The sequence below is a fragment of the Methylocucumis oryzae genome (assembly GCF_000963695.1).
GTDB lineage: Bacteria > Pseudomonadota > Gammaproteobacteria > Methylococcales > Methylomonadaceae > Methylovulum > Methylovulum oryzae.
Genome location: NZ_LAJX01000187.1, coordinates 16140 through 34810 on the forward strand (window position 1 = coordinate 16140; position 18671 = coordinate 34810).

15 protein-coding genes, 5 pseudogenes and 1 CRISPR repeat array are annotated in these 18671 nt (G+C 43.6%); of the genes and pseudogenes, 15 read left to right on the forward strand and 5 right to left on the reverse strand.

Translation table 11 applies throughout. From position 1 onward, the window contains the following. The first annotated feature begins 19 nt into the window (after positions 1 to 19). The 5 genes from VZ94_RS29470 (at position 20) to VZ94_RS16270 (ending at position 4214) form a co-directional block, all read left to right on the forward strand. The gene (locus VZ94_RS29470; RefSeq protein ID WP_239650014.1) at positions 20 to 259 is read left to right on the forward strand and encodes an HdaA/DnaA family protein; all 240 of its coding nucleotides are present in this window, start codon (positions 20 to 22) and stop codon (positions 257 to 259) included. Further along, on the forward strand, positions 246 to 1172 hold the full coding sequence (locus tag VZ94_RS16255) for a ketopantoate reductase family protein (protein ID WP_045780026.1): 927 nt from the start codon (positions 246 to 248) through the stop codon (positions 1170 to 1172). The genes VZ94_RS29470 and VZ94_RS16255 overlap by 14 nt, the downstream gene beginning before the upstream one ends. Before the next feature lie 25 nt (positions 1173 to 1197). Further along, entirely contained in the window at positions 1198 to 2052 is an 855-nt protein-coding gene (locus VZ94_RS16260; RefSeq protein WP_239650015.1) for an aldo/keto reductase family protein, read from the forward strand. Continuing rightward, complete coding sequence (locus VZ94_RS23480; protein ID WP_052700651.1) at positions 2049 to 2897, forward strand: polysaccharide deacetylase family protein; 849 nt, start codon at positions 2049 to 2051, stop codon at positions 2895 to 2897. The genes VZ94_RS16260 and VZ94_RS23480 overlap by 4 nt, the downstream gene beginning before the upstream one ends. A 150-nt stretch (positions 2898 to 3047) precedes the next feature. Further along, on the forward strand, positions 3048 to 4214 hold the full coding sequence (locus VZ94_RS16270; RefSeq protein WP_239650016.1) for a TerD family protein: 1167 nt from the start codon (positions 3048 to 3050) through the stop codon (positions 4212 to 4214). A gap of 458 nt (positions 4215 to 4672) precedes the next feature. On the opposite strand, the pseudogene VZ94_RS16275 reads toward VZ94_RS16270, so the two are convergent. After that, positions 4673 to 5156, reverse strand: a pseudogene (locus VZ94_RS16275) (YajQ family cyclic di-GMP-binding protein). A gap of 67 nt (positions 5157 to 5223) precedes the next feature. Then, positions 5224 to 6456: a multifunctional CCA addition/repair protein gene (locus VZ94_RS16280; protein WP_045780027.1), complete on the reverse strand. Its 1233-nt coding sequence runs from the start codon at positions 6454 to 6456 to the stop codon at positions 5224 to 5226. Between the two features lie 131 nt (positions 6457 to 6587). Between VZ94_RS16280 and VZ94_RS23485 the strand changes: the two genes are divergently transcribed. From VZ94_RS23485 to VZ94_RS16310, 8 genes and pseudogenes are all read left to right on the forward strand, one after another. Continuing rightward, on the forward strand, positions 6588 to 6887 hold the full coding sequence (locus VZ94_RS23485; protein WP_052700652.1) for a hypothetical protein: 300 nt from the start codon (positions 6588 to 6590) through the stop codon (positions 6885 to 6887). Next, a complete protein-coding gene (locus tag VZ94_RS16285; RefSeq protein WP_131655599.1) occupies positions 6851 to 8392 on the forward strand; it encodes a transglycosylase SLT domain-containing protein in 1542 nt (513 codons plus the stop codon). The genes VZ94_RS23485 and VZ94_RS16285 overlap by 37 nt, the downstream gene beginning before the upstream one ends. Continuing rightward, entirely contained in the window at positions 8307 to 8528 is a 222-nt protein-coding gene (locus VZ94_RS33505; protein WP_500684258.1) for a hypothetical protein, read from the forward strand. Before VZ94_RS16285 ends, VZ94_RS33505 begins: the two co-directional genes overlap by 86 nt. Before the next feature lie 73 nt (positions 8529 to 8601). Further along, positions 8602 to 9118: pseudogene (gene fabA, locus VZ94_RS16290) on the forward strand (3-hydroxyacyl-[acyl-carrier-protein] dehydratase FabA). A gap of 12 nt (positions 9119 to 9130) precedes the next feature. Next, positions 9131 to 10352: pseudogene (gene fabB / locus VZ94_RS16295) on the forward strand (beta-ketoacyl-ACP synthase I). A gap of 13 nt (positions 10353 to 10365) precedes the next feature. Continuing rightward, a pseudogene (gene ttcA / locus VZ94_RS16300) lies at positions 10366 to 11224 on the forward strand (tRNA 2-thiocytidine(32) synthetase TtcA). 185 nt (positions 11225 to 11409) lie between these two features. After that, positions 11410 to 12565 (forward strand): annotated as a pseudogene (locus tag VZ94_RS16305) (PilT/PilU family type 4a pilus ATPase). A gap of 283 nt (positions 12566 to 12848) precedes the next feature. Further along, complete coding sequence (locus VZ94_RS16310; protein ID WP_045780028.1) at positions 12849 to 13205, forward strand: hypothetical protein; 357 nt, start codon at positions 12849 to 12851, stop codon at positions 13203 to 13205. Between the two features lie 145 nt (positions 13206 to 13350). Here the strand turns inward: VZ94_RS16310 and VZ94_RS16315 are convergent, their stop codons facing one another. The 3 genes from VZ94_RS16315 to VZ94_RS27175 form a co-directional block, all read right to left on the reverse strand. Beyond that, a complete protein-coding gene (locus VZ94_RS16315) occupies positions 13351 to 13761 on the reverse strand; it encodes a GFA family protein (RefSeq protein WP_045780029.1) in 411 nt (136 codons plus the stop codon). 393 nt (positions 13762 to 14154) lie between these two features. Beyond that, positions 14155 to 14640 carry a hypothetical protein gene (locus tag VZ94_RS27170; RefSeq protein ID WP_204369182.1) on the reverse strand — a complete coding sequence of 162 codons (486 nt, stop codon included), beginning with the start codon at positions 14638 to 14640 and terminating at the stop codon, positions 14155 to 14157. After that, positions 14597 to 15004: a TIR domain-containing protein gene (locus VZ94_RS27175; RefSeq protein ID WP_052700655.1), complete on the reverse strand. Its 408-nt coding sequence runs from the start codon at positions 15002 to 15004 to the stop codon at positions 14597 to 14599. Before VZ94_RS27175 ends, VZ94_RS27170 begins: the two co-directional genes overlap by 44 nt. A 432-nt stretch (positions 15005 to 15436) precedes the next feature. On the opposite strand from VZ94_RS27175, the gene VZ94_RS16325 reads away from it, so the two are divergent. Both VZ94_RS16325 and VZ94_RS16330 read left to right on the forward strand, forming a co-directional pair. After that, the gene (locus VZ94_RS16325; RefSeq protein ID WP_045780030.1) at positions 15437 to 17011 is read left to right on the forward strand and encodes a delta-60 repeat domain-containing protein; all 1575 of its coding nucleotides are present in this window, start codon (positions 15437 to 15439) and stop codon (positions 17009 to 17011) included. A 76-nt stretch (positions 17012 to 17087) separates the two neighbouring features. Continuing rightward, positions 17088 to 18134, forward strand: a complete 1047-nt coding sequence (locus VZ94_RS16330; protein WP_045780031.1) for a hypothetical protein — start codon at positions 17088 to 17090, stop codon at positions 18132 to 18134. A gap of 171 nt (positions 18135 to 18305) precedes the next feature. After that, positions 18306 to 18636: a CRISPR direct-repeat array (repeat unit 28 nt; unit sequence GTTTACTGCCGCACAGGCAGCTTAGAAA). Positions 18637 to 18671: the final 35 nt, after the last annotated feature.

The window sequence follows — 18671 nt, forward strand, 5'->3', positions numbered from 1 at the left end:
ACACGTTTTAAATTGGGGCTTGACGCTTAAATTACAAAGCTTTAACGACGAACAAATTTTAGCCGCGTTGCGTTTTAAGGCGACGCACATGGGGTTTGATTTGTCAGAAGCCGCAGCAAAGTTTTTACTAACCCATTACCAAAAAGATTGGGTAGTGTTATCGGATTTGCTCGAAAAATTGGCTCATGCTTCATTGGCTAAACAACGTAAGCTAACCTTGAGTTTTGTTAAAAAAGCCTTAATCGATGCCAGCGAATAAAGTTTTAATCATAGGTGCAGGGGCGTTAGGCGCTTTTTATGGTAGTTTGTTGGCGAAAGCCGGTGCGGAGGTGGCTATGGTGTGTCGTAGCGATTACGCACATGTGCTTAATACGGGTTTTGTCATTAATAGTTATCAATGGGGACAATACGTTTTTAAGCCGCATCAGGTATTGCGTACTGTGCAGGACTATCAAGATACTGCCGATTATGTCGTGTTATGCACAAAAGTATTGCCTGAGTTAAATCGTGTCGAGTTATTACGGCCTGTTGTCGCTGAAACGAGCACGATTGTCTTTATCCAAAATGGTGTGGCGATTGAAGCTGAGCTAAGCCACGCGTTTCCTGAGCATGAGATTATCAGCGGTCTGGCGTTTATTTGCTGTAATCGTATTGAACCAGGCAAGATAGAGCATTTAGCTTATGGTCGTTTAACGTTAGGCAGTGTCAAAAATGCAGTAAGCCCTGCTACTGAACAGTTAGTGGGTTTATTTCAACAAGCAGGCGCAACCTGTGTTGCAAGCGCAAATATTATTGCCGAACGTTGGGTAAAATGCTTATGGAATGCTGCATTTAACCCTTTATCGGTGTTATCAGGTGGTTTATCTACGTTAGCGATTATTCAAACACAAGAACAGTTAGTTAGGCATATTATGCTCGATGTGCTTAAGGTTGCGAATGCTTGTGGCTATAGGTTAGGTCTTGAGTTAATCGAAACCAATATTGCCAATACCCATGCGATGCCCGCCTATAAAACCAGTATGTTATTGGATTATGAGCGCGGCCAGCCTATGGAAACCGAGGCTATTTTGGGTAATGCGGTCAGAGCCGGACAAGCCGCTAATATAGAAACGCCTTATTTAGCGACGCTTTATGCGCTAATGAAGCTCACGGAATTGCGACTTAGCAAGTAATCTATAACCTATAACGGAGTCGTTTATGATGCAAGACACGACACTTATTCATCATGGCATCACAATGCCACGTTTTATGTATGGCACAGCGTGGAAAGAGCAGCAAACCGAGGAGCTAACGTATAAGGCGTTAAAAGCCGGTTTTCGCAGCATCGATACCGCTAACCAACGTAAGCATTATTACGAAGCCGGTGTGGGTCATGCGCTTAATACGGCGCTACAACAAGGTTGGCTAACACGCTCTGAGCTATTCTTACAAACCAAGTTTACGTTTGCATCTAGCCAAGACCATCGTTTGCCTTACGACGTTACTGCTGATTATGCTACGCAAGTGCAGCAATCGTTTGAGAGTTCGTTACAGCACTTACAAACAGACTATATTGATTCGTATGTGTTACATGGACCTTATAGTCGTGTGGGTTTAAGCACTATTGATTGGCAAGTTTGGCGAGCGATGGAAGCGTTGTGGCGAGAGCAGCGGGTCAAACTATTGGGTGTGTCCAATATCAGTATCGAACAATTACAACTGTTGTTAGAACGCGCTGAAGTAAAGCCTGCATTTGTGCAAAATCGTTGCTATGCGCGCAGACAATGGGATGCTGATATTCGTGCTATATGCGCGGAGCATCAAATTATGTATCAAGGTTTTTCGTTATTGACGGCTAATTCTATTGAAATGCAACAGCCTGCTATCGTAGCGATTGCTAAGCGTTTAGGTTGTCATTTAACGCAGTTGATTTTTAAATTTGCATTAGATGTGAATATGATGCCGCTCACAGGGACAAGCAATGAGCAGCACATGCTGGCAGATTTAGCGTGTTTTGAGTTGCAATTAACTGAGGATGATATTCAAACGATTGAAAAAATCGCGTTGCTATGACAGTGATTTCAGAAAATAAGCGCTCTCGGTTTGTTGACTATATTTACGCATCGGTACTGCCAACTTGCGCTAAAGGGCTAACCATTCTTGTGCCACGTACACAGCTAGCCTTACCCGATAACGCGATATTACTGACGTTTGATGATGGGCCATCAGCGCATGTTACACCACGTTTATTGCGAGTGCTAAGTGATGCGAATATTAGCGCTTGCTTTTGCGTGGTGGGGACTCATGTGCAAGCGCTACCTGATATTACTCGGCAAATAGTTGCGGAAGGCCATGTAATAGCGAATCACGGCTATTGTCATCGATTGGCGCTGTTTCATGGTAGTCAAACGCTGAGTCGGGATATTGATGAATGCGACGCCATACTTGCGAAGGTGCTGAATCAACCAGATTATAGAAGCCTTGTTTATCGACCACCCGGCGGCTGGTTACTGCCACATGTGAATGCGTTAATTAAGGTTCCCGCGATGCAAATAGCACCTATCACTTATTTTCCCATGGATCACCGGTATGGGCCTGAGCAGGCTCAAATTGTATTCGACAGGTGCTACGAGCGACTCATGCAAGAACGCGGCGGTAGCGTTGTCTTTCATGAAGCGATTTATGGGGCAGAGCTTTTGGGTAAACATCTATCATGTTGCCCTAGCTATGATCGCTCATGGCTAGCCGAAGGTATACAGAAATGGATTACTAGGCTTCAGCAAGCAGGGTTGGTTTTTTTGGATGCTAAGACGTTTTTTTCAAATACCTTAGTGCGCGGCTCAAAAACCCCCTTAGGCTATGCCTTGCGCCAGTCAAACCTGTTTAACATTAACCAAACTTGCCATGCGCCATGGTGAGCTACAAGACCTAAAGAGTAATAGCGCTGTTGCAAGAAAATTAAGATGAGCGCTGCTATTTTCGGATGAGCTATGCTTCGTACTCGTCGAGTATTCGTGACAGGATGGTGGAATTTAACTCTCTAAGAGGACAGATCATGATAAATCGAATTGACTTGGTTGCAGGGCAAAAATTGCGTGTTACCGGTAGCCGCTTTGCATGTTGATGTAAGTTATGCCGGGTGTCCACCAGGTGTAACCGTCGATGTCAGTGCCTTTTTGTTAAATGAACACGGCAAGGTTGCTTCGGATCAGGATTTTATCTTTTTCAATCAGTTAACGCGGCATGATCAAGGTGTTGAGCTGGATTTACAAAAATCTCGCTTTACCTTACAACTAGACAAAACCACCCAAAAATTACAAAAAATCGCCTTGGTATTAACCATCAGCCAAGTAGCTAAGAAAAACCAGCATTTTGGCTTATTAGGTTCAATTACCGTGTTGGTGAAAGATTTTTTAACAGGTTTAGAGCTTGCTTGTTTTTCATTAAATACGCATGGGTTTAACGAAGCAGCCTTAATCATGGCAGAGATTTATCGACATCAGCAGCAATGGAAGTTTCGCGCATTAGGTCAGGGATTTATTGGCGGATTACAGCCATTGGCAGAATATTACGGTGTTGACGTAGGTGAAGGCGAAGCGGCAACAGATGAGGCGGCTAAGATTACACCGGTTAACTTAAGCAAAATCACGTTAGAGAAGAAAGGCCAGTCTATTTCACTGGAAAAACAAGGCGATGGCTTAGGCGAGGTGATAGTCAATTTAAATTGGAATTCAACACCGATAAAAGTTTTAGGCAATACTAAGACGGGGGCAAGTATTGATTTAGATTTGGCCTGCTTATGGGAATTTAATGATGGCAGTATCGGTGCAGTGCAAGCTTTAGGTGGTCATTTTGGCGCGCTACATCATTTTCCATTTATTGAGCTAGACCAAGACGACAGAAGTGGGCAATCCCTAATGGGTGAAACGTTGCGCATCAATGGTCAGCATTGGCCGATGCTGAAGCGGGTGTTGATTTTTACGTTTATTTATGACGGCGTGCCTAATTGGTCACACGTAGATGCGGTTATTACCATTAAGGCAAAAATGCAACCTGACATCGAAGTGCGATTAGATAGTCATCGTAATGATCAGTTTATGTGCGCGATTGCAATGTTGGAGAATATTAATCAGCAACTGCGTATCACTAAATTAGTTGATTATTTTTCTGGTCATCAAGCTATGGATAAAGCGTATGGTTGGGGCTTGAATTATGTGAGTGGCACTAAGAGCTAATACCGAATGCGTATTCAAAACGCAGATTAAAATAAGATAATGGATAACTGGTTATGTCGGCTCTGTAAGTTGTTGACAATGTATACCACGAACGGCTAAGTGTTTGGTTTTAAGGTATGCTGTGCGTACCTTTTATAAAAGTCCTTGTAATGCTTGACCGCTCAGAGTATAGCAAGCGGCTAGGATGGGTAGATAATGATGCGCACAGCGTTAATGCTTCGTTTATTATCGATTAGCTTTACAAAAATTTACATTGACTAACCGCACTTAACGCTTGGTTTGGATAAACTAAGCGTGAGCAAAATGGTTAGATTTCGCGAAATTCTATAGTTTGTTCCTCACGCCTGCGAGCGCTTCAGGGAATGAGCCACCCTAGCGCATGCATTCTCCTCGTTGTATTTGTCCCGTCTTAACACACTGGCTTACCGGTTGTTTACGGTAAGCCAGCATGCCTAAGGCTAATCTCTAAAATTCTCAAATTGCAAAGGCATTTCAATTTTTTCTGCTCTTAGCATTTGTATCACTTCTTGTAAATCATCGCGTTTTTTACCGGTAACTCGGATTTGGTCGCCTTGTATCGCCGCTTGTACTTTGAGTTTTTTGTCTTTAATTAATTTAACGATTTTTTTCTGTAGTGCCGAGTCAAGTCCTTGTTTTAACGTAATCTCTTGCCGCATGAGTTTGCCGCTAGGCTTAGCGTCGCCAACCTCCATGCAGGCAATATCGATACCGCGTTTACTTAGCTTGTTGCACACAATGCTAAAGATTTGTTGCAACTGAAACGTTGATTCTGAAATCATGGTGATTTTGTTGTCATCAAGTTCTACTGATGATTCAGTGCCTTTAAAATCAAAGCGTCCGGTGATTTCTTTTGTGGTTTGCTCTATGGCGTTTTTTAACTTCGTGTTTATCGAATTCAGAAATGATGTCGAAAGAGGGCATGGGTTCAGTCCAATCGGGTAACGTTATGGCAAGTATTTCTGTCTTAATGCGACAGATGACAGTCATTTTACAATGCTTTATTAGCGTTGATAATGTCGGCGACGGCTTTTATCCTTAACTGCCGTATCGCTTCGCCTATCGCTGGGCCGGTTAACTCGCTGTTGACTATCGCTTTAGTATCCACGAGGTAAGCGGCTTGTGCGGCTTTTGCAAGTAAACCCGCTTGAGGGTAAGGCCGTTGTTCAAAGCCCGTACGACCACGCGCATCGGCTTCGCAGGCAAGCAAAAATTCGGCTAAGGTATTCACAGGTTTAAACGCACCTAACGAGCTGAGTAAATCTGTTAACGTACCTGGACGTAAATCCAATGCTTTATGGCAATGGGTGTGGTATTGCATGACGTGGCTAGCTAACGCTTTAAAGGAATTAGGGATACGCATACGTCTACACATAGCTTCAAGTATCGGCAAGCCTAATTGTTCATGAGCATGGTGGTGTGGCCAGTTATCAGCCGGTGTAACCGCTTTACCTAAGTCGTGTACTAATGCGGCGAAGCGGACTTCAGCTTGATTAGATAACGCAGCGGCTTGTTGTAGACTCATTAAGCTGTGTATTCCAGTATCAATTTCAGGATGGTATTGCGCCGGTTGTGGTACGCCAAACAGCTTATCTAATTCGGGGATGATTTTCGCGAGCGCGCCACAGCTTCTTAACGTGGTAAAAAATGCCGCTGGTGTTCTTTCCGTCAAGGCCTTATATAGCTCCGCCCATACACGCTCAGCGACTAAAAAATCGACTTCGCCATTGTTTACCATGTTTTGCATCAGCACTAACGTTTCAGGTGCGAGTGTAAAGCCCATGTGCTCATAGCGTGCAGCAAATCGGGCAACGCGCAAAATCCGCACCGGGTCTTCGGCAAACGCTGGCGATACATGGCGAAAAATTTTTAATGCTAAATCACGTTGTCCACCGTAAGGGTCGCACAACTTGCCATCGGCGCTGAGCGCCATTGCATTTATCGTTAAATCGCGGCGGATTAAATCTTCTTCTAAACTGACATCGGCGGAGGCTTCTACACTAAAGCCTTTATAACCGTGGCTGGTTTTGCGCTCGGTTCTGGCTAATGCGTATTCTTCGTTATTGTCTGGGTGTAAAAAGACAGGAAAATCTTTGCCAACCGGTTTATAACCTAGTGCGAGCATTTGTTCGGGCGTTGCGCCAACCACAACCCAGTCTTGCTCGGTTACGTTAAGGTTTAGTAATTTATCGCGCACAGCGCCGCCGACTAAATATATTTCCATGATATGAGTGTGAGAATATTAGCGATGATAGCGTGGGTGTCAGTTATTAAAAGGCTTATTGTATCTAAATCAAGTTCTAACTGCTTTAACGCTGTTATACTTGCCAGTCTTTATCCTATGCGGAGTTGGTTATGTTGCTATTGTTAACTCGTATAAGTCGGGTTATCGCTTTATGTGCATTAAGCGCAGTGTCGATACCCGTGTTAGCTGATGACCTATTGACACAACAGCGGCAAGATTTTTTATTGGCCGAAAAATTATTAAAGCAACATGACGATGCCGCATTTTGGCAAGTTGCCAGTCGTTTGACGACTTATCCTCTGTACCCTTATTTAGAATACCAATGGCTGCAAAATAATTTACCGCTTACTGATAAAGTGCAAACTTTTTTTTATTGCAGTACGGTGATACCCGTTATGCCATGTTATTAAGAGAAAAATGGCTCAGCTATTTGGCTGAACATCAGCAATGGCTTGATGTTATCCGACATTACCAAGCGAGCGATAATGAAGAGCTCGCTTGTTATTATGACTGGGCTTTATATCAAACAGGTCAAGTACAACAAGCGTTTAATAATGCTAAGCCGTTATGGTTAAAAGGGTTAAGCCAGCCAAAGGCGTGTGAACCGTTATGGCTGGCGTTTGCATCATCACCGGAGCTGACGCCTGACTGGCTTTGGCAGCGGTTTGAGGCAGCATTGGCTAATAATAATGTGACGTTAGCGGTGTTCTTGCAACGCTATTTTCAGCCTATGGACAAGCTTGTAGCGGCTGATTGGCTAAAAGTACATCACAAACCCGCCTTATTAACACAACAAGAATGGCTATTATCCAATCCATTAACGGCACGCATGGCTGCTAATGCTGTGAAACGATGGTTGAAAACGGATTTAGACGCCGCGTTGTTGTATTGGGAAACGCATAAGACCGCGTTAGCGTTAACCGATACGCTTAAAAACGAACTCGATAATCAAGTGGCCTTAGCGCTTGCAGTAAAACAAGACCCAAGAGCGTTATGGCGTATGCAGCAATTAACCCATCCTGATGTAAAAACGGCTGAATGGAAAATTAGACTCGCGTTAGCGCTACAAAATTGGTCAATGGTACAGCAAGCGATTGCGCAATTGCCTAGCGTTGAGCAGCAACAACCCGTCTGGCGTTATTGGCGAGCTAGAGCGACTGAGGCATTAGGAAATTTTCTTTCTGCCCAAGAACTTTATCGTCAATTAGCCGAAGACAGAAGTTTTTATGGTTTTCTAGCGGCAGATAAAGTCGGTAAGCCTTACCAAATGGCGGATAAACCCGTATCGGCTAGTTTTAGTGAGTTAGAGCAATTAGCTAACACCACCGATTTTAAAGTTGTACGTGAGTTTTCCGCATTAAACCGAGAAGTTGAGGCGAGGCGGCAATGGTGGTTTGCTTTAACCAAGTTGTCGCCCGCCCAGCTTCAAATTGCTGCTAAGCTGGCGCAGTCTTGGCAATGGCCACAGATTGCGATTATGACGTTGGTAAAAGCCGATTATTGGGATGATTTAAACCTACGATTCCCATTTAAATATCAAGCTGACGTGTTAACTCATGCCAAGCAGCACGGTTTAGAGCCTGCGCTAATATATGGGGTTATGCGGCAAGAAAGTATGCTGGATAGCCAAGCCTTATCTTCGGCGGGTGCAATAGGTTTAATGCAAGTGATGCCGACAACAGGGCAGCAAATTGCGCGCGAGTTAGGGCAAAATTTACGAGTAGCTGATTTATATTTGGCTGAACGTAATATTCAATTAGGTAGTTATTATGTCAATAAATTAATTAAACGTTTTTCCGGTCAAATTGCCCCGGCCATAGCGGCATATAATGCGGGTCCTGAGCGAGTTAAGCGCTGGTTGGCTGAAGAAAAAAAACGTACCTGCCGATATTTGGATAGAGACTATTCCTTTTAAGGAAACTAGAAAATATGTGACATCAGTCTTGGCTTATGCGCTGATTTATCAGTATCTGTTACAGGCTGCCGAGCTGTCAAACGGTACTATAAAGCTAAGCCAGTTGTTACTAGATGCGCAAGCAGCTAAAAATTGAGCTGATTTTTCTTAAGCTCTGTTAGATAATATAGGGTTCAATAATAAAAATTAATCTTGGGTAGAAATCGAGTATGGAGAAACAGCATAGTTTTACGCGCGAGGAATTATTAATGTCCGGTCGAGGCGAATTGTACGGCCCGAAAAATGCGCAATTGCCGCTACCAAACATGCTTATGATGGATCGAATTACTAGAATCACTGATGAAGGCGGCTTATATGGCAAAGGCGAAATCATTGCAGAATTAGATATTCATCCCGATTTATGGTTTTTTGCTTGCCATTTTCAAGGCGACCCGGTAATGCCAGGCTGTTTAGGGTTAGACGCTATGTGGCAGCTAGTTGGCTTTTATTTATGTTGGTTAGGCGGGCCGGGTAAAGGGCGTGCGTTAGGAGTAGGGGAGGTAAAATTTACCGGACAAGTCTTACCCACAGCTAAAAAAAGTCACTTATCACATTCATTTAAAGCGGGTCATTATGCGTAAACTCGTCATGGGAATTGCAGACGCAACAATGGAAGTTGACGGTAAAGCAATTTACGAAGCAACCGACTTACGGGTTGGTTTATTTACGTCCACGGAAGATTTTTAGAGGTTTAGGATTATGAAAAGAGTGGTAGTAACGGGATTAGGGATTGTTTCCAGCATAGGAAATAACGCATCTGAGGTCGTACAATCCTTAAGAACCGGGCGTTCGGGTATTGTGTTCTCAGACGTTTTACCAGGAGCTGGGTTTTCGCAGCCAAATTCATGGTGCTGTTAATATCGATACCGACGCATTTATTGACCGCAAAATAAAACGCTTTATGGGTGACGGTGCCGCGTTCAATTATATCGCTATGCAACAAGCGATAGCCGATGCTGGTTTAGTTGACAACGAAGTGTCGCATGTACGTACTGGTTTGGTAATGGGTTCAGGTGGTCCGTCTACGTCAAACTTAGTCGAAGCGGCCGATATTTTACGTCAACGCGGTGTTAAACAAGTCGGGCCTTATCGCGTACCGCGCGCAATGTCTAGCACCAATACCGCTTGTTTAGCGACGCCGTTTAAAATTAAAGGCGTAAATTATTCCATCACCTCTGCGTGTGCAACCAGTGCGCACTGTATCGGCCATGCGATGGAACTGATACAAATGGGTAAACAAGACGTTGTTTTTGCCGGTGGTGGAGAAGAAGTCCATTGGACGATGTCGGTATTATTCGACGCAATGGGTGCCATGTCGTCTAAATTCAATGACAGACCTGCGGCGGCTTCCAGACCTTTCGATAGGGATCGCGATGGTTTTGTTATTTCAGGTGGCGGTGGCGTGTTAGTCGTTGAAGAATTAGAACATGCAAAAGCACGCGGCGCGAAAATATACGCTGAGTTAGTCGGGTATGGCGCAACGTCTGATGGTTATGACATGGTACAGCCTTCCGGCGAAGGCGCGGTGCGTTGTATGCAACAAGCGATGGCAACAGTGGATAGCAAAATTGATTACATTAATGCCCATGGTACGGGTACGCCGGTAGGTGACACACGCGAAACAGCCGCGTTACGCGAAGTATTTAAAGAGCAAGCTATGCCAATTGTCAGCTCAACCAAATCATTAACTGGTCATGCTTTAGGTGCGGCGGGTGTGAATGAAGCCATTTATGGGTTATTAATGATGACGGAAAACTTCCTTAGCGCATCGGCTAATATCGATAACCTAGACCCGTGTGCAGAAGGTATTCCGATTGTGCGCGAACTTCGCGATAACGTTAATGTAAATACTATGATGTCTAATAGTTTCGGTTTTGGTGGCACGAATGCTACATTAATTTTCCAGCGCTATAACGGTTGATTGTTGACCGGCTATGAACGACAACACACAAAAATCACGCACTCAATTTAATAAACTACAAAAGCGCTTACGTCATTTAGTCGGCGACGCGATTGCCGACTACAACATGATTGAAGACGGCGACAAAATCATGGTGTGCTTATCCGGTGGTAAGGATTCGTATACGATGTTAGATATTTTATTGAGTTTACAAAAAACCGCGCCGATACATTTTGACATTATTGCGGTTAATTTAGACCAAAAACAACCCGGTTTTCCAGAACATGTTTTGCCTGAGTATTTAACTAAGCTAGGCGTAGCGCATTATATTTTGGAAAAAGACACATACAGTGTGGTTAAGCGTGTTATTCCTGAAGGGCAAACCACGTGTAGTTTATGCTCACGCTTAAGACGTGGCACGTTATACGGTTTTGCCGAAGAAATTGGCGCCAATAAAATAGCCTTAGGTCACCATCGTGACGATATTATAGAAACATTTTTTTCTGAATATTTTTTATGGCGGCAAACTAAAAGCCATGCCGCCTAAGCTACTCAGTGATGATAAGAAAAACATTATTATCAGACCGTTAGCCTATTGCCGAGAAAAAGATATAGAACGCTTTAGTGCATTTAAACACTTTCCTATCATTCCGTGTAACTTATGTGGCTCGCAAGAGAACTTGCAACGCACTGCGATGAAAGCGATGTTAAGAGATTGGGATAAACACTTTCCAGGTCGCTTAGAAACTATTTTTGCTAGCTTGCAAAATGTAGCACCCTCACAACTAGCGGACACGCAGTTATTTGATTTCTACGGTTTAAAATTAGAACGCGAACAAGCGGCTAACAAAGAGGTTGCAACCGAAGATAGTTTATGTGCTATCAGTGGATGACGCTAAAATAATGGCTATGTACTTTATTCGATAATGCTAAGTAGGGATAGGGCGTTTTAGAGCGCAGGTGTTGGCAGCAGGGATGCTGCCATCAAGCCTACAGGGATGTATTTACGGCGTCTTGCGCACTGAATGTCCTGTCCCTACTTAGGTTGGTAGCCAAAATAATTAACCGGTAGGTGCTTATGGAATTCAAAGAATATCTAACAATATTAGTCAATCACGATGGCTCAGACTTATATTTAACCGTCGATGCACCGCCGGCCGCTAAATTTCAAGGCACGTTAAAACCGATAGAAAACGTTAAATTAACGAATCAGCGACTTAAAGAAATCGCGTATAGTTTAATGGATGCGCAGCAACAAAAAGATTTTGAGCATAATCCCGAATTAAATCTTGCTATCTCTGAACCCGGCGTAGGACGCTTTCGGGTAAACATTTTTTAAGCAGCGTAACAACTTCGCTATGGTGATTCGTAATATCAAAGTCGATATACCGAATGCCGATGCGCTGGGTTTACCGCCTATCTTAAAAAAAACCATCATGGAAAAGCGAGGATTGATTTTATTCGTCGGCGGTACCGGTTCGGGCAAATCCACATCGCTGGCAGCGCTAATCGACTACCGCAACTCCAACGCCTCCGGTCATATCATCACGATAGAAGACCCTATCGAATTCATTCATCCGCATAAAAAATCTCTGGTGAATCAGCGCGAAGTAGGCGTTGACACGGCTAGCTACGAAGAAGCATTAAAAAATACCTTACGCCAAGCACCTGATGTCATCCTCATTGGTGAAATTCGCTCGCGTGAAACCATGGAACATGCGTTAGCTTTTGCCGAAACTGGGCATTTGTGCTTATCGACCTTACACGCCAATAATTCTAACCAAGCCTTAGATCGTATTATCAACTTTTTCCCAGAAGAGCGGCGGAATCAGCTACTGCTAGATTTATCGCTTAACATGAAAGCCTTTATTTCCCAGCGCTTAGTGCCGACTAAAGAGGGCAAACGCGTTGCAGCGATAGAAATCTTATTAACCTCGCAATTAGTGCGTGACTTGATTTTAAAAGGCGAAATTCATGGCATTAAAGAAGCTATGGAAAAATCAGAAAATATAGGTATGCAAACCTTCGATAGCCATTTAATGCGGCTTTATCAAGACGGAGTTATCAGCCTAGATGACGCATTAATGAATTCTGACTCACCAAACAACTTAAAGCTAAAAATTAACTTAAGTGAAGGCTTTTCCGGCGGTGAAGGTGCTGCCAAACCTAAATCGGCGCAATTATCGTTACAAGCTATTCAAAAAGAAGACGGTGAAGATGGACGTGGGCATTAGCCAGATGGCTCAAAGCTATAAGTTCGGTGTCACTGTATTTGTGCCAAACGGTTGCAGCTAGCAGTAGCAGAATCACGAAGGCGTTAGTCGACAATATCAAGGCACGAAACACGCTAAAATCTGGCTCAGTACCGTCTGAACTAACAGACGTAGCAGCAAGAACCACCCCGAATGCGCAAGCTAAAACAGCGTAGCGGGTGGATTCGTCATTAGAGTTTTTTCGAAAAAGTGGAATACTCATCATTGAAAAGCCGTACCCTGAACAAAACTACAGTATGACATCATGAAAAAGAACAAGAAAACAAAACCGGCTGGACTTAACGAACAAACGATTGCGGTAGGCGATTTATATTGCACGACCGCCAATCAATATCGTGCGGTATTGGCTATAAAAGGTGAGTTTTTAATTTATGCACCTAGCGCAGAAGGCATGGAACCCTTAAGTCCGACTGCTAAAGAACTGCCATTTAACAACTCACCCCACAAAAAATGCCAACTCGCCACGTTTGCCCAAAAAAGCTACCAAGAATTTGATTTTATGGGTAGCAAAGCGTTAAGACATACCTTGACTGAATCTCAACTAGCCGAAGCAGTGGCTCAAAGTAATGCGAAGTTGGCGATAGCGGCGTTGTTGGCGTAGATAGGTGTGCTGTTGGTATTTACTGGCGGGTAAATTCAATCCTAACGGGGTAAGATGCGTACCTCACATAGGTTGTGCAGAACAATGTGAGGCGCAACGTTCGCGAGCGATGCGCCTCCTAACGTCGGCAGCATCCTATCAGCGTTCATGGCTCATAACCTAAAGATGGTGGGCCTTCTGGATATTGTGGTAAGCTGTCCGTAATCTTAAGCCACGGTTGCTTTGAAGATACCCAAAAGTGCATGTCAGGCTTGAACAGTGACGGTTCGTCTAGGCTGCCTGCTGTTAAGCCGATGACTCCAGCAGAAACACGCCGCGAGAAAATGCTGGAACCACAATGCGAACAAAAACCGCGCTCAAGAGCTTCTGAAGAGTTAAAGGTGCTGATTGGGCCAGAGATAACAACATGTTCAATGCGCATGAGTACCCGAGCATTGAAAGCAGCGCCGATAACTTTTTGACAAGCCTTACAGTGACATACCCTCTGGTTCAAAGGATCAGAAGTCGTTTCATAACGCACGGCACCACATAAACAGCCACCACGGAATAAAGTCATTCAGCAAGCTCCTTGTTAACTTGATAAGATGAGCGCCTTACATAGGTTGTGTCGAGCAACGTGAGGCGCAACGTTCGCGAGCGATGCATCTCCTAACATCGGCTGCATCCTATCAGCGCATCTTATTGTGTTGCCTAAATCTCCAAAAGCCTAACAATAAAGGTAACTTGCCGGTAAATGCGTAGCGTTTGACGGTCAAGTTGACCCGCTGATTAGCCATCTACTGCTCTCTCAAAGGTGCGCAAAATTATGTGTGGTAACTCTCTCGAAATCATGTGCAGTTCTTTTGAGCTTGAAAACTGCTCACGCATCATTGGATGATCAAATGAGAACTCAAGTATTCGCGAGAACTCTCGCATTGCTGTGTTTTTGTCTTCCTTTGAGGCTCTGGATTTAAAAAATTTTTATTACTTCCATCCCTGCTTCATATATCCAAGGAAAGTCTGTGCGAACAATAGCTAATACCATCTGCAAACCAATGAAATTGTCGCTACTCAAAGAGGATAAGTGCATGAGTTCCTCAAGTATCATTGGATGATACCTTCGACCCTTTTTGATACCTGCGATCTCTTGTCGGTCAAGTCTGGATAGAATTTCCCTAACAATTTGGCGTGTCTCCTCTAGCTGCGAGCCAAATGAGCCATCCGGGTTTCTGATTAATTTCTGATTACTTCTGGATAGCTCAAGAATTTCTTCCAATATCTCTTGATTATCTGGCCCGTCATCTTGTTTATTATTTTCTGATTCTTCAGCTTCGTCAGCTTGGCCTTTTATCGCGTTAAGATCATTTTCCAGTGTCGGATACCAAACGCCAAATGCTTTCACAAGTCGCTCTTCAGATAACCCGTTTTCTCCACAGGCCTTGTTTAAAGTACGCACGAGTTTTTTGAATGTCTTCTTTCTCAAATATCGTCGATTGAAATTGAAGAATTGGTCCATCAACCTCGGAACGTTTAATGTCAAACAAGAAAGGGCTAACAAACGATTTGTCCATAGTCTTTGATAGCGCCCCAGCCTCGAATGTCAGCCACGGGGCGCTGATATTCTCCTTTGTTACGCAGAGGATCCCAAACGTTGAATCTTCTAATTCTTTTGCAATGTCTGTACTCCAGCGAGCCCCTTTATCTATGTCTTCTGAAGACACATAGGGAGTAATTTCCTGAATAACGGACGGCAGCCAATCTCGAAACACCAAGGCAACTTTATGGCTTTTGGTGCCGGACCAGCTTAGAAATACTTTCATTGAATCTCCTTGTAGGTTCTTGTATGGCCAACTAGTAATTAAATGGTTTCTGTGTAACTTCTCATTAGTTGCGGGTAGATTATAAATCAAAGAGTTATATAGCTAAAAAATCTGTTAAAACTGATAATGAACGTTATTTTTAACACCAATGCATCGTAAGTTATTGATTTGTTGTTCACGAGAGATTAAAAATACGATTTTTCTTGAAATTTCACAATTATAAGTCATTGAAAAATAAGCTTACCTGTGACTAATGAGAAGTTACGTTTCTGTATATTTAGCAAAAGCATATTACTACAACAATTTTCTGAATTGCTTGAATTTCTTTTCCGTATATCATTCAGTCTATGGCAACCACTGTTTTGAAAAAGTTTGTGTAGGTTGTTTGGTCAGGCGTTCAGCATAGCTCATTCTATTTTCATGTAGGTAATTATGACAGATAACACAGCTCCTAGCTTTATTTTTGATGGTCGTGGCCAAATAACCACTGATTTTAATCGTGGTGAGGATGTTGCGCGCGTTATTAAAGTGCAAGCTGACGGCAAGATTGTGGTCGCAGGTTATAGCTTTAACGGCAAAACGTTTGATATGGCGATTGTTCGCTATTTAAGTAGCGGCGCGTTAGACACTAAATTTGGCGATAACGGTATGGTGACTACTTCATTGAGTAGCGCTGATGACGCGGCTTATTCCGTGTTATTACAAGATGACGGCAAAATAGTCGTAGTGGGTACGAGTGGTTCTGGCCGTAATGCCCAATTTGCGTTAGTACGTTATTTGCCTAATGGCAAGCTTGATACTAGCTTTGGCGAGCGTGGCACGGTCGTTACTGCTATTGGCAATGGCGATGATGAGGCATATGGCGCGGTGCTGCAAGCGAACGGCAAGATTATCGTGGTCGGCGCGAGTTATAACGGTCACGATTATGATATTGCGTTAGTTCGCTATACGACAGCCGGGTTAGTGGATAAGAGCTTTACTGGTGATGGCATTTATACTTTAGACCTAGATAACAGTTTAGATGGTGCGCAAGCGGTGGCATTACAAGCGGATGGCAAGCTATTAGTGGGCGGTATTAACTATAAAGACGGTTTTGCTTATTTTGCGTTGGTACGTTATCTGAGTAATGGCGAGTTAGATCGTAGCTTCTCTAAAGACGGTATCGTGATGACCGAGTTAGGTGATTATGACGATGAAGCAAATTCAATTATCGTGCAAGCCGATGGCAAAATCTTAGTCGCTGGCGTGCATTACAACGGTGATGATACTGATTTCGCTGTCGTGCGTTATTTAGCTAATGGCCAGCTAGATAATGCGTTTGGCAATAATGGCATTGTGATTACAGGCTTAAGCACGACTAAGGAACAGGCGTATTCGGTAGCGTTACAACAGGATGGCAAAATTCTGGTGACGGGCAGTATTGAGAGCAATGGTAATGCCGCCGATTTCGCGCTATTGCGCTATAACACTAATGGTACGCTAGATAACAGCTTTGGTTCTTTGTATGACCAAACGAGCTTAGACCATATTGCTGAATACCGCGAGGGAGGTAATCCGATTGCATTGGATAGCGAGGTGAGGATTTACGATTTAGAGCTAGCTGCACAAGGTCATTATAGCCGGGCTAGTTTGCGTATAGAGCGGCATGGCGGTGGCGACAGTCACGATAGATATTCCGGCTTAGGTCAACTGAATTTAAGTCAAGGTAAAGCCGTCGTCAATGGCGTAGAAATAGGCACGGTTTATTCTACGCAGACTTATTTATCTATTGTGTTCAACTCAAATGCAACGCAAAAGCTTATCAATCAGACGTTATCGTCGATAGCGTTTAGTAGCACAGCTCAGTCCCTGCCAGATACCATAACCGTAGATTGGCTTTTTAGCGATGGTAATCATGCCAGCCAGCAAGGGGAGGGCGGCGCACAAACTGTGCTGGGCATGACAACGGTGCAAACATTAGCTGAGCTAGATGCTGTTACCGTGATTGGTGTTAACCCCGTTATCTAGCCTAAGCCATTAAAGTAAAGATCGGGCGTTATTTATCTAAAAGCCAAATATTGCAATAGACATTTTAGGCACACACATGACTGTTCCTCTATTTACAACGACATCCTCGAAACAAGAAGCCGCAATAAGACGAGCCATTATCAGCGTTGTGCCGGATTATTTTGCCTGGACAGAGGAGATGCAAGAACGTTATCGCGCCAATATGCCTAGCGATGACCGTTCCCGTATCCTGCAAATCTTGCTCAAAGCCTTATTTGGTATCAAAACCACGAGTCATGAAGAAACTGAAACGGCACTTGAATCCTTTGATGACGAACACTACCTGTTGCTAAACAGCACCATGCTACAACTAACAGGGATAGGTGACGATTTATTTTTCTTGAATGAATACCTGGCAGAAAACACCAGCTTACTTGATTTTGAAACCGTCTACGATTACGACCATGCCGACTATGTTTTTCAAGAATCGATGCGGCAACAGGATAATCCCAGCCATATCGCAAAACCTTATCGAGGCAGTTTGCATTATCGGTGGGCGCGGTTGCAAATCAACGGTGTGTTCCATTACGCCAATCTCTGCACATTAGCCGCTTATATGCATAGCAAACTCGAAGAGCTGGGTTTCGATAAAATCAGCCAAATGATTCCACATGAATATGTTGATGGTGAAAGCCACGGTAAACGGGAAGGGCAGGGAACAATTTTTGATATTCGACTTGAGGCTGGAGGATTGGAGCCGCAACTGGATGAACTGAATAGTCGATATTACAACTATTTGTCCACGCGCGTTGAAAGTCTTCTAAATGACTATCATGCCGCTGCATCCAAGCGAGTATACCAGCTTGATGGCAACCAAGAATCCGAACCGAGTAAGGATTTTGTCTTCACTGACATAAGCGCCTTACAAGCAGTGCGATTTAAACATTTTATGAAAGACTGCAACGCCATCCAAGGTGACCCAGCCGAGTTAAAGATATTGCTTGAACGAGAATATCAAGCTGCGATTGGCTTTCTTGAACACAGTCACCAAGACATTATGGCGAATTTCGACCCGAAAGTTGTTAAACTTCGCAAAAAGATGAAAGTGATTATCGCTGATGAGGCAGCAAAGGATTTGTTGTAGTTGTATTGAACCGTTATCAGCATAATGCTATTTTGACCAAAAAATTTTCTGCTCTTTAACAATGTAAATAAATTCATAATGTTACACGATTATGCTTTACAGATGGTAAAAAATAGGCTAATCCACTTGCAGCCCTTGTCGCAATTGGCTTCAAGGCTTTTTATAATCTGGGTTTACTGCCGCACAGGCAGCTTAGAAACAGCCAAAAAAACACAAACAAATCAATTAGTTAGTTTACTGCCGCACAGGCAGCTTAGAAACCGATGCTTGCAACATCGGCTTTTTTTTTTGTTCGTTTACTGCCGCACAGGCAGCTTAGAAAAGCCCGGCATTAGTTTGATATGCTGGCTTTCCGTTTACTGCCGCACAGGCAGCTTAGAAAGATTGGCTACCAATCGGCGCTGTTACACTAATGTTTACTGCCGCACAGGCAGCTTAGAAAGCCCGTATCACCGCCCGTATCGCCGCCCGTATGTTTACTGCCGCACAGGCAGCTTAGAAAAATTTCAAGTTCTTCTGGAACATCAAAAGCAGTTT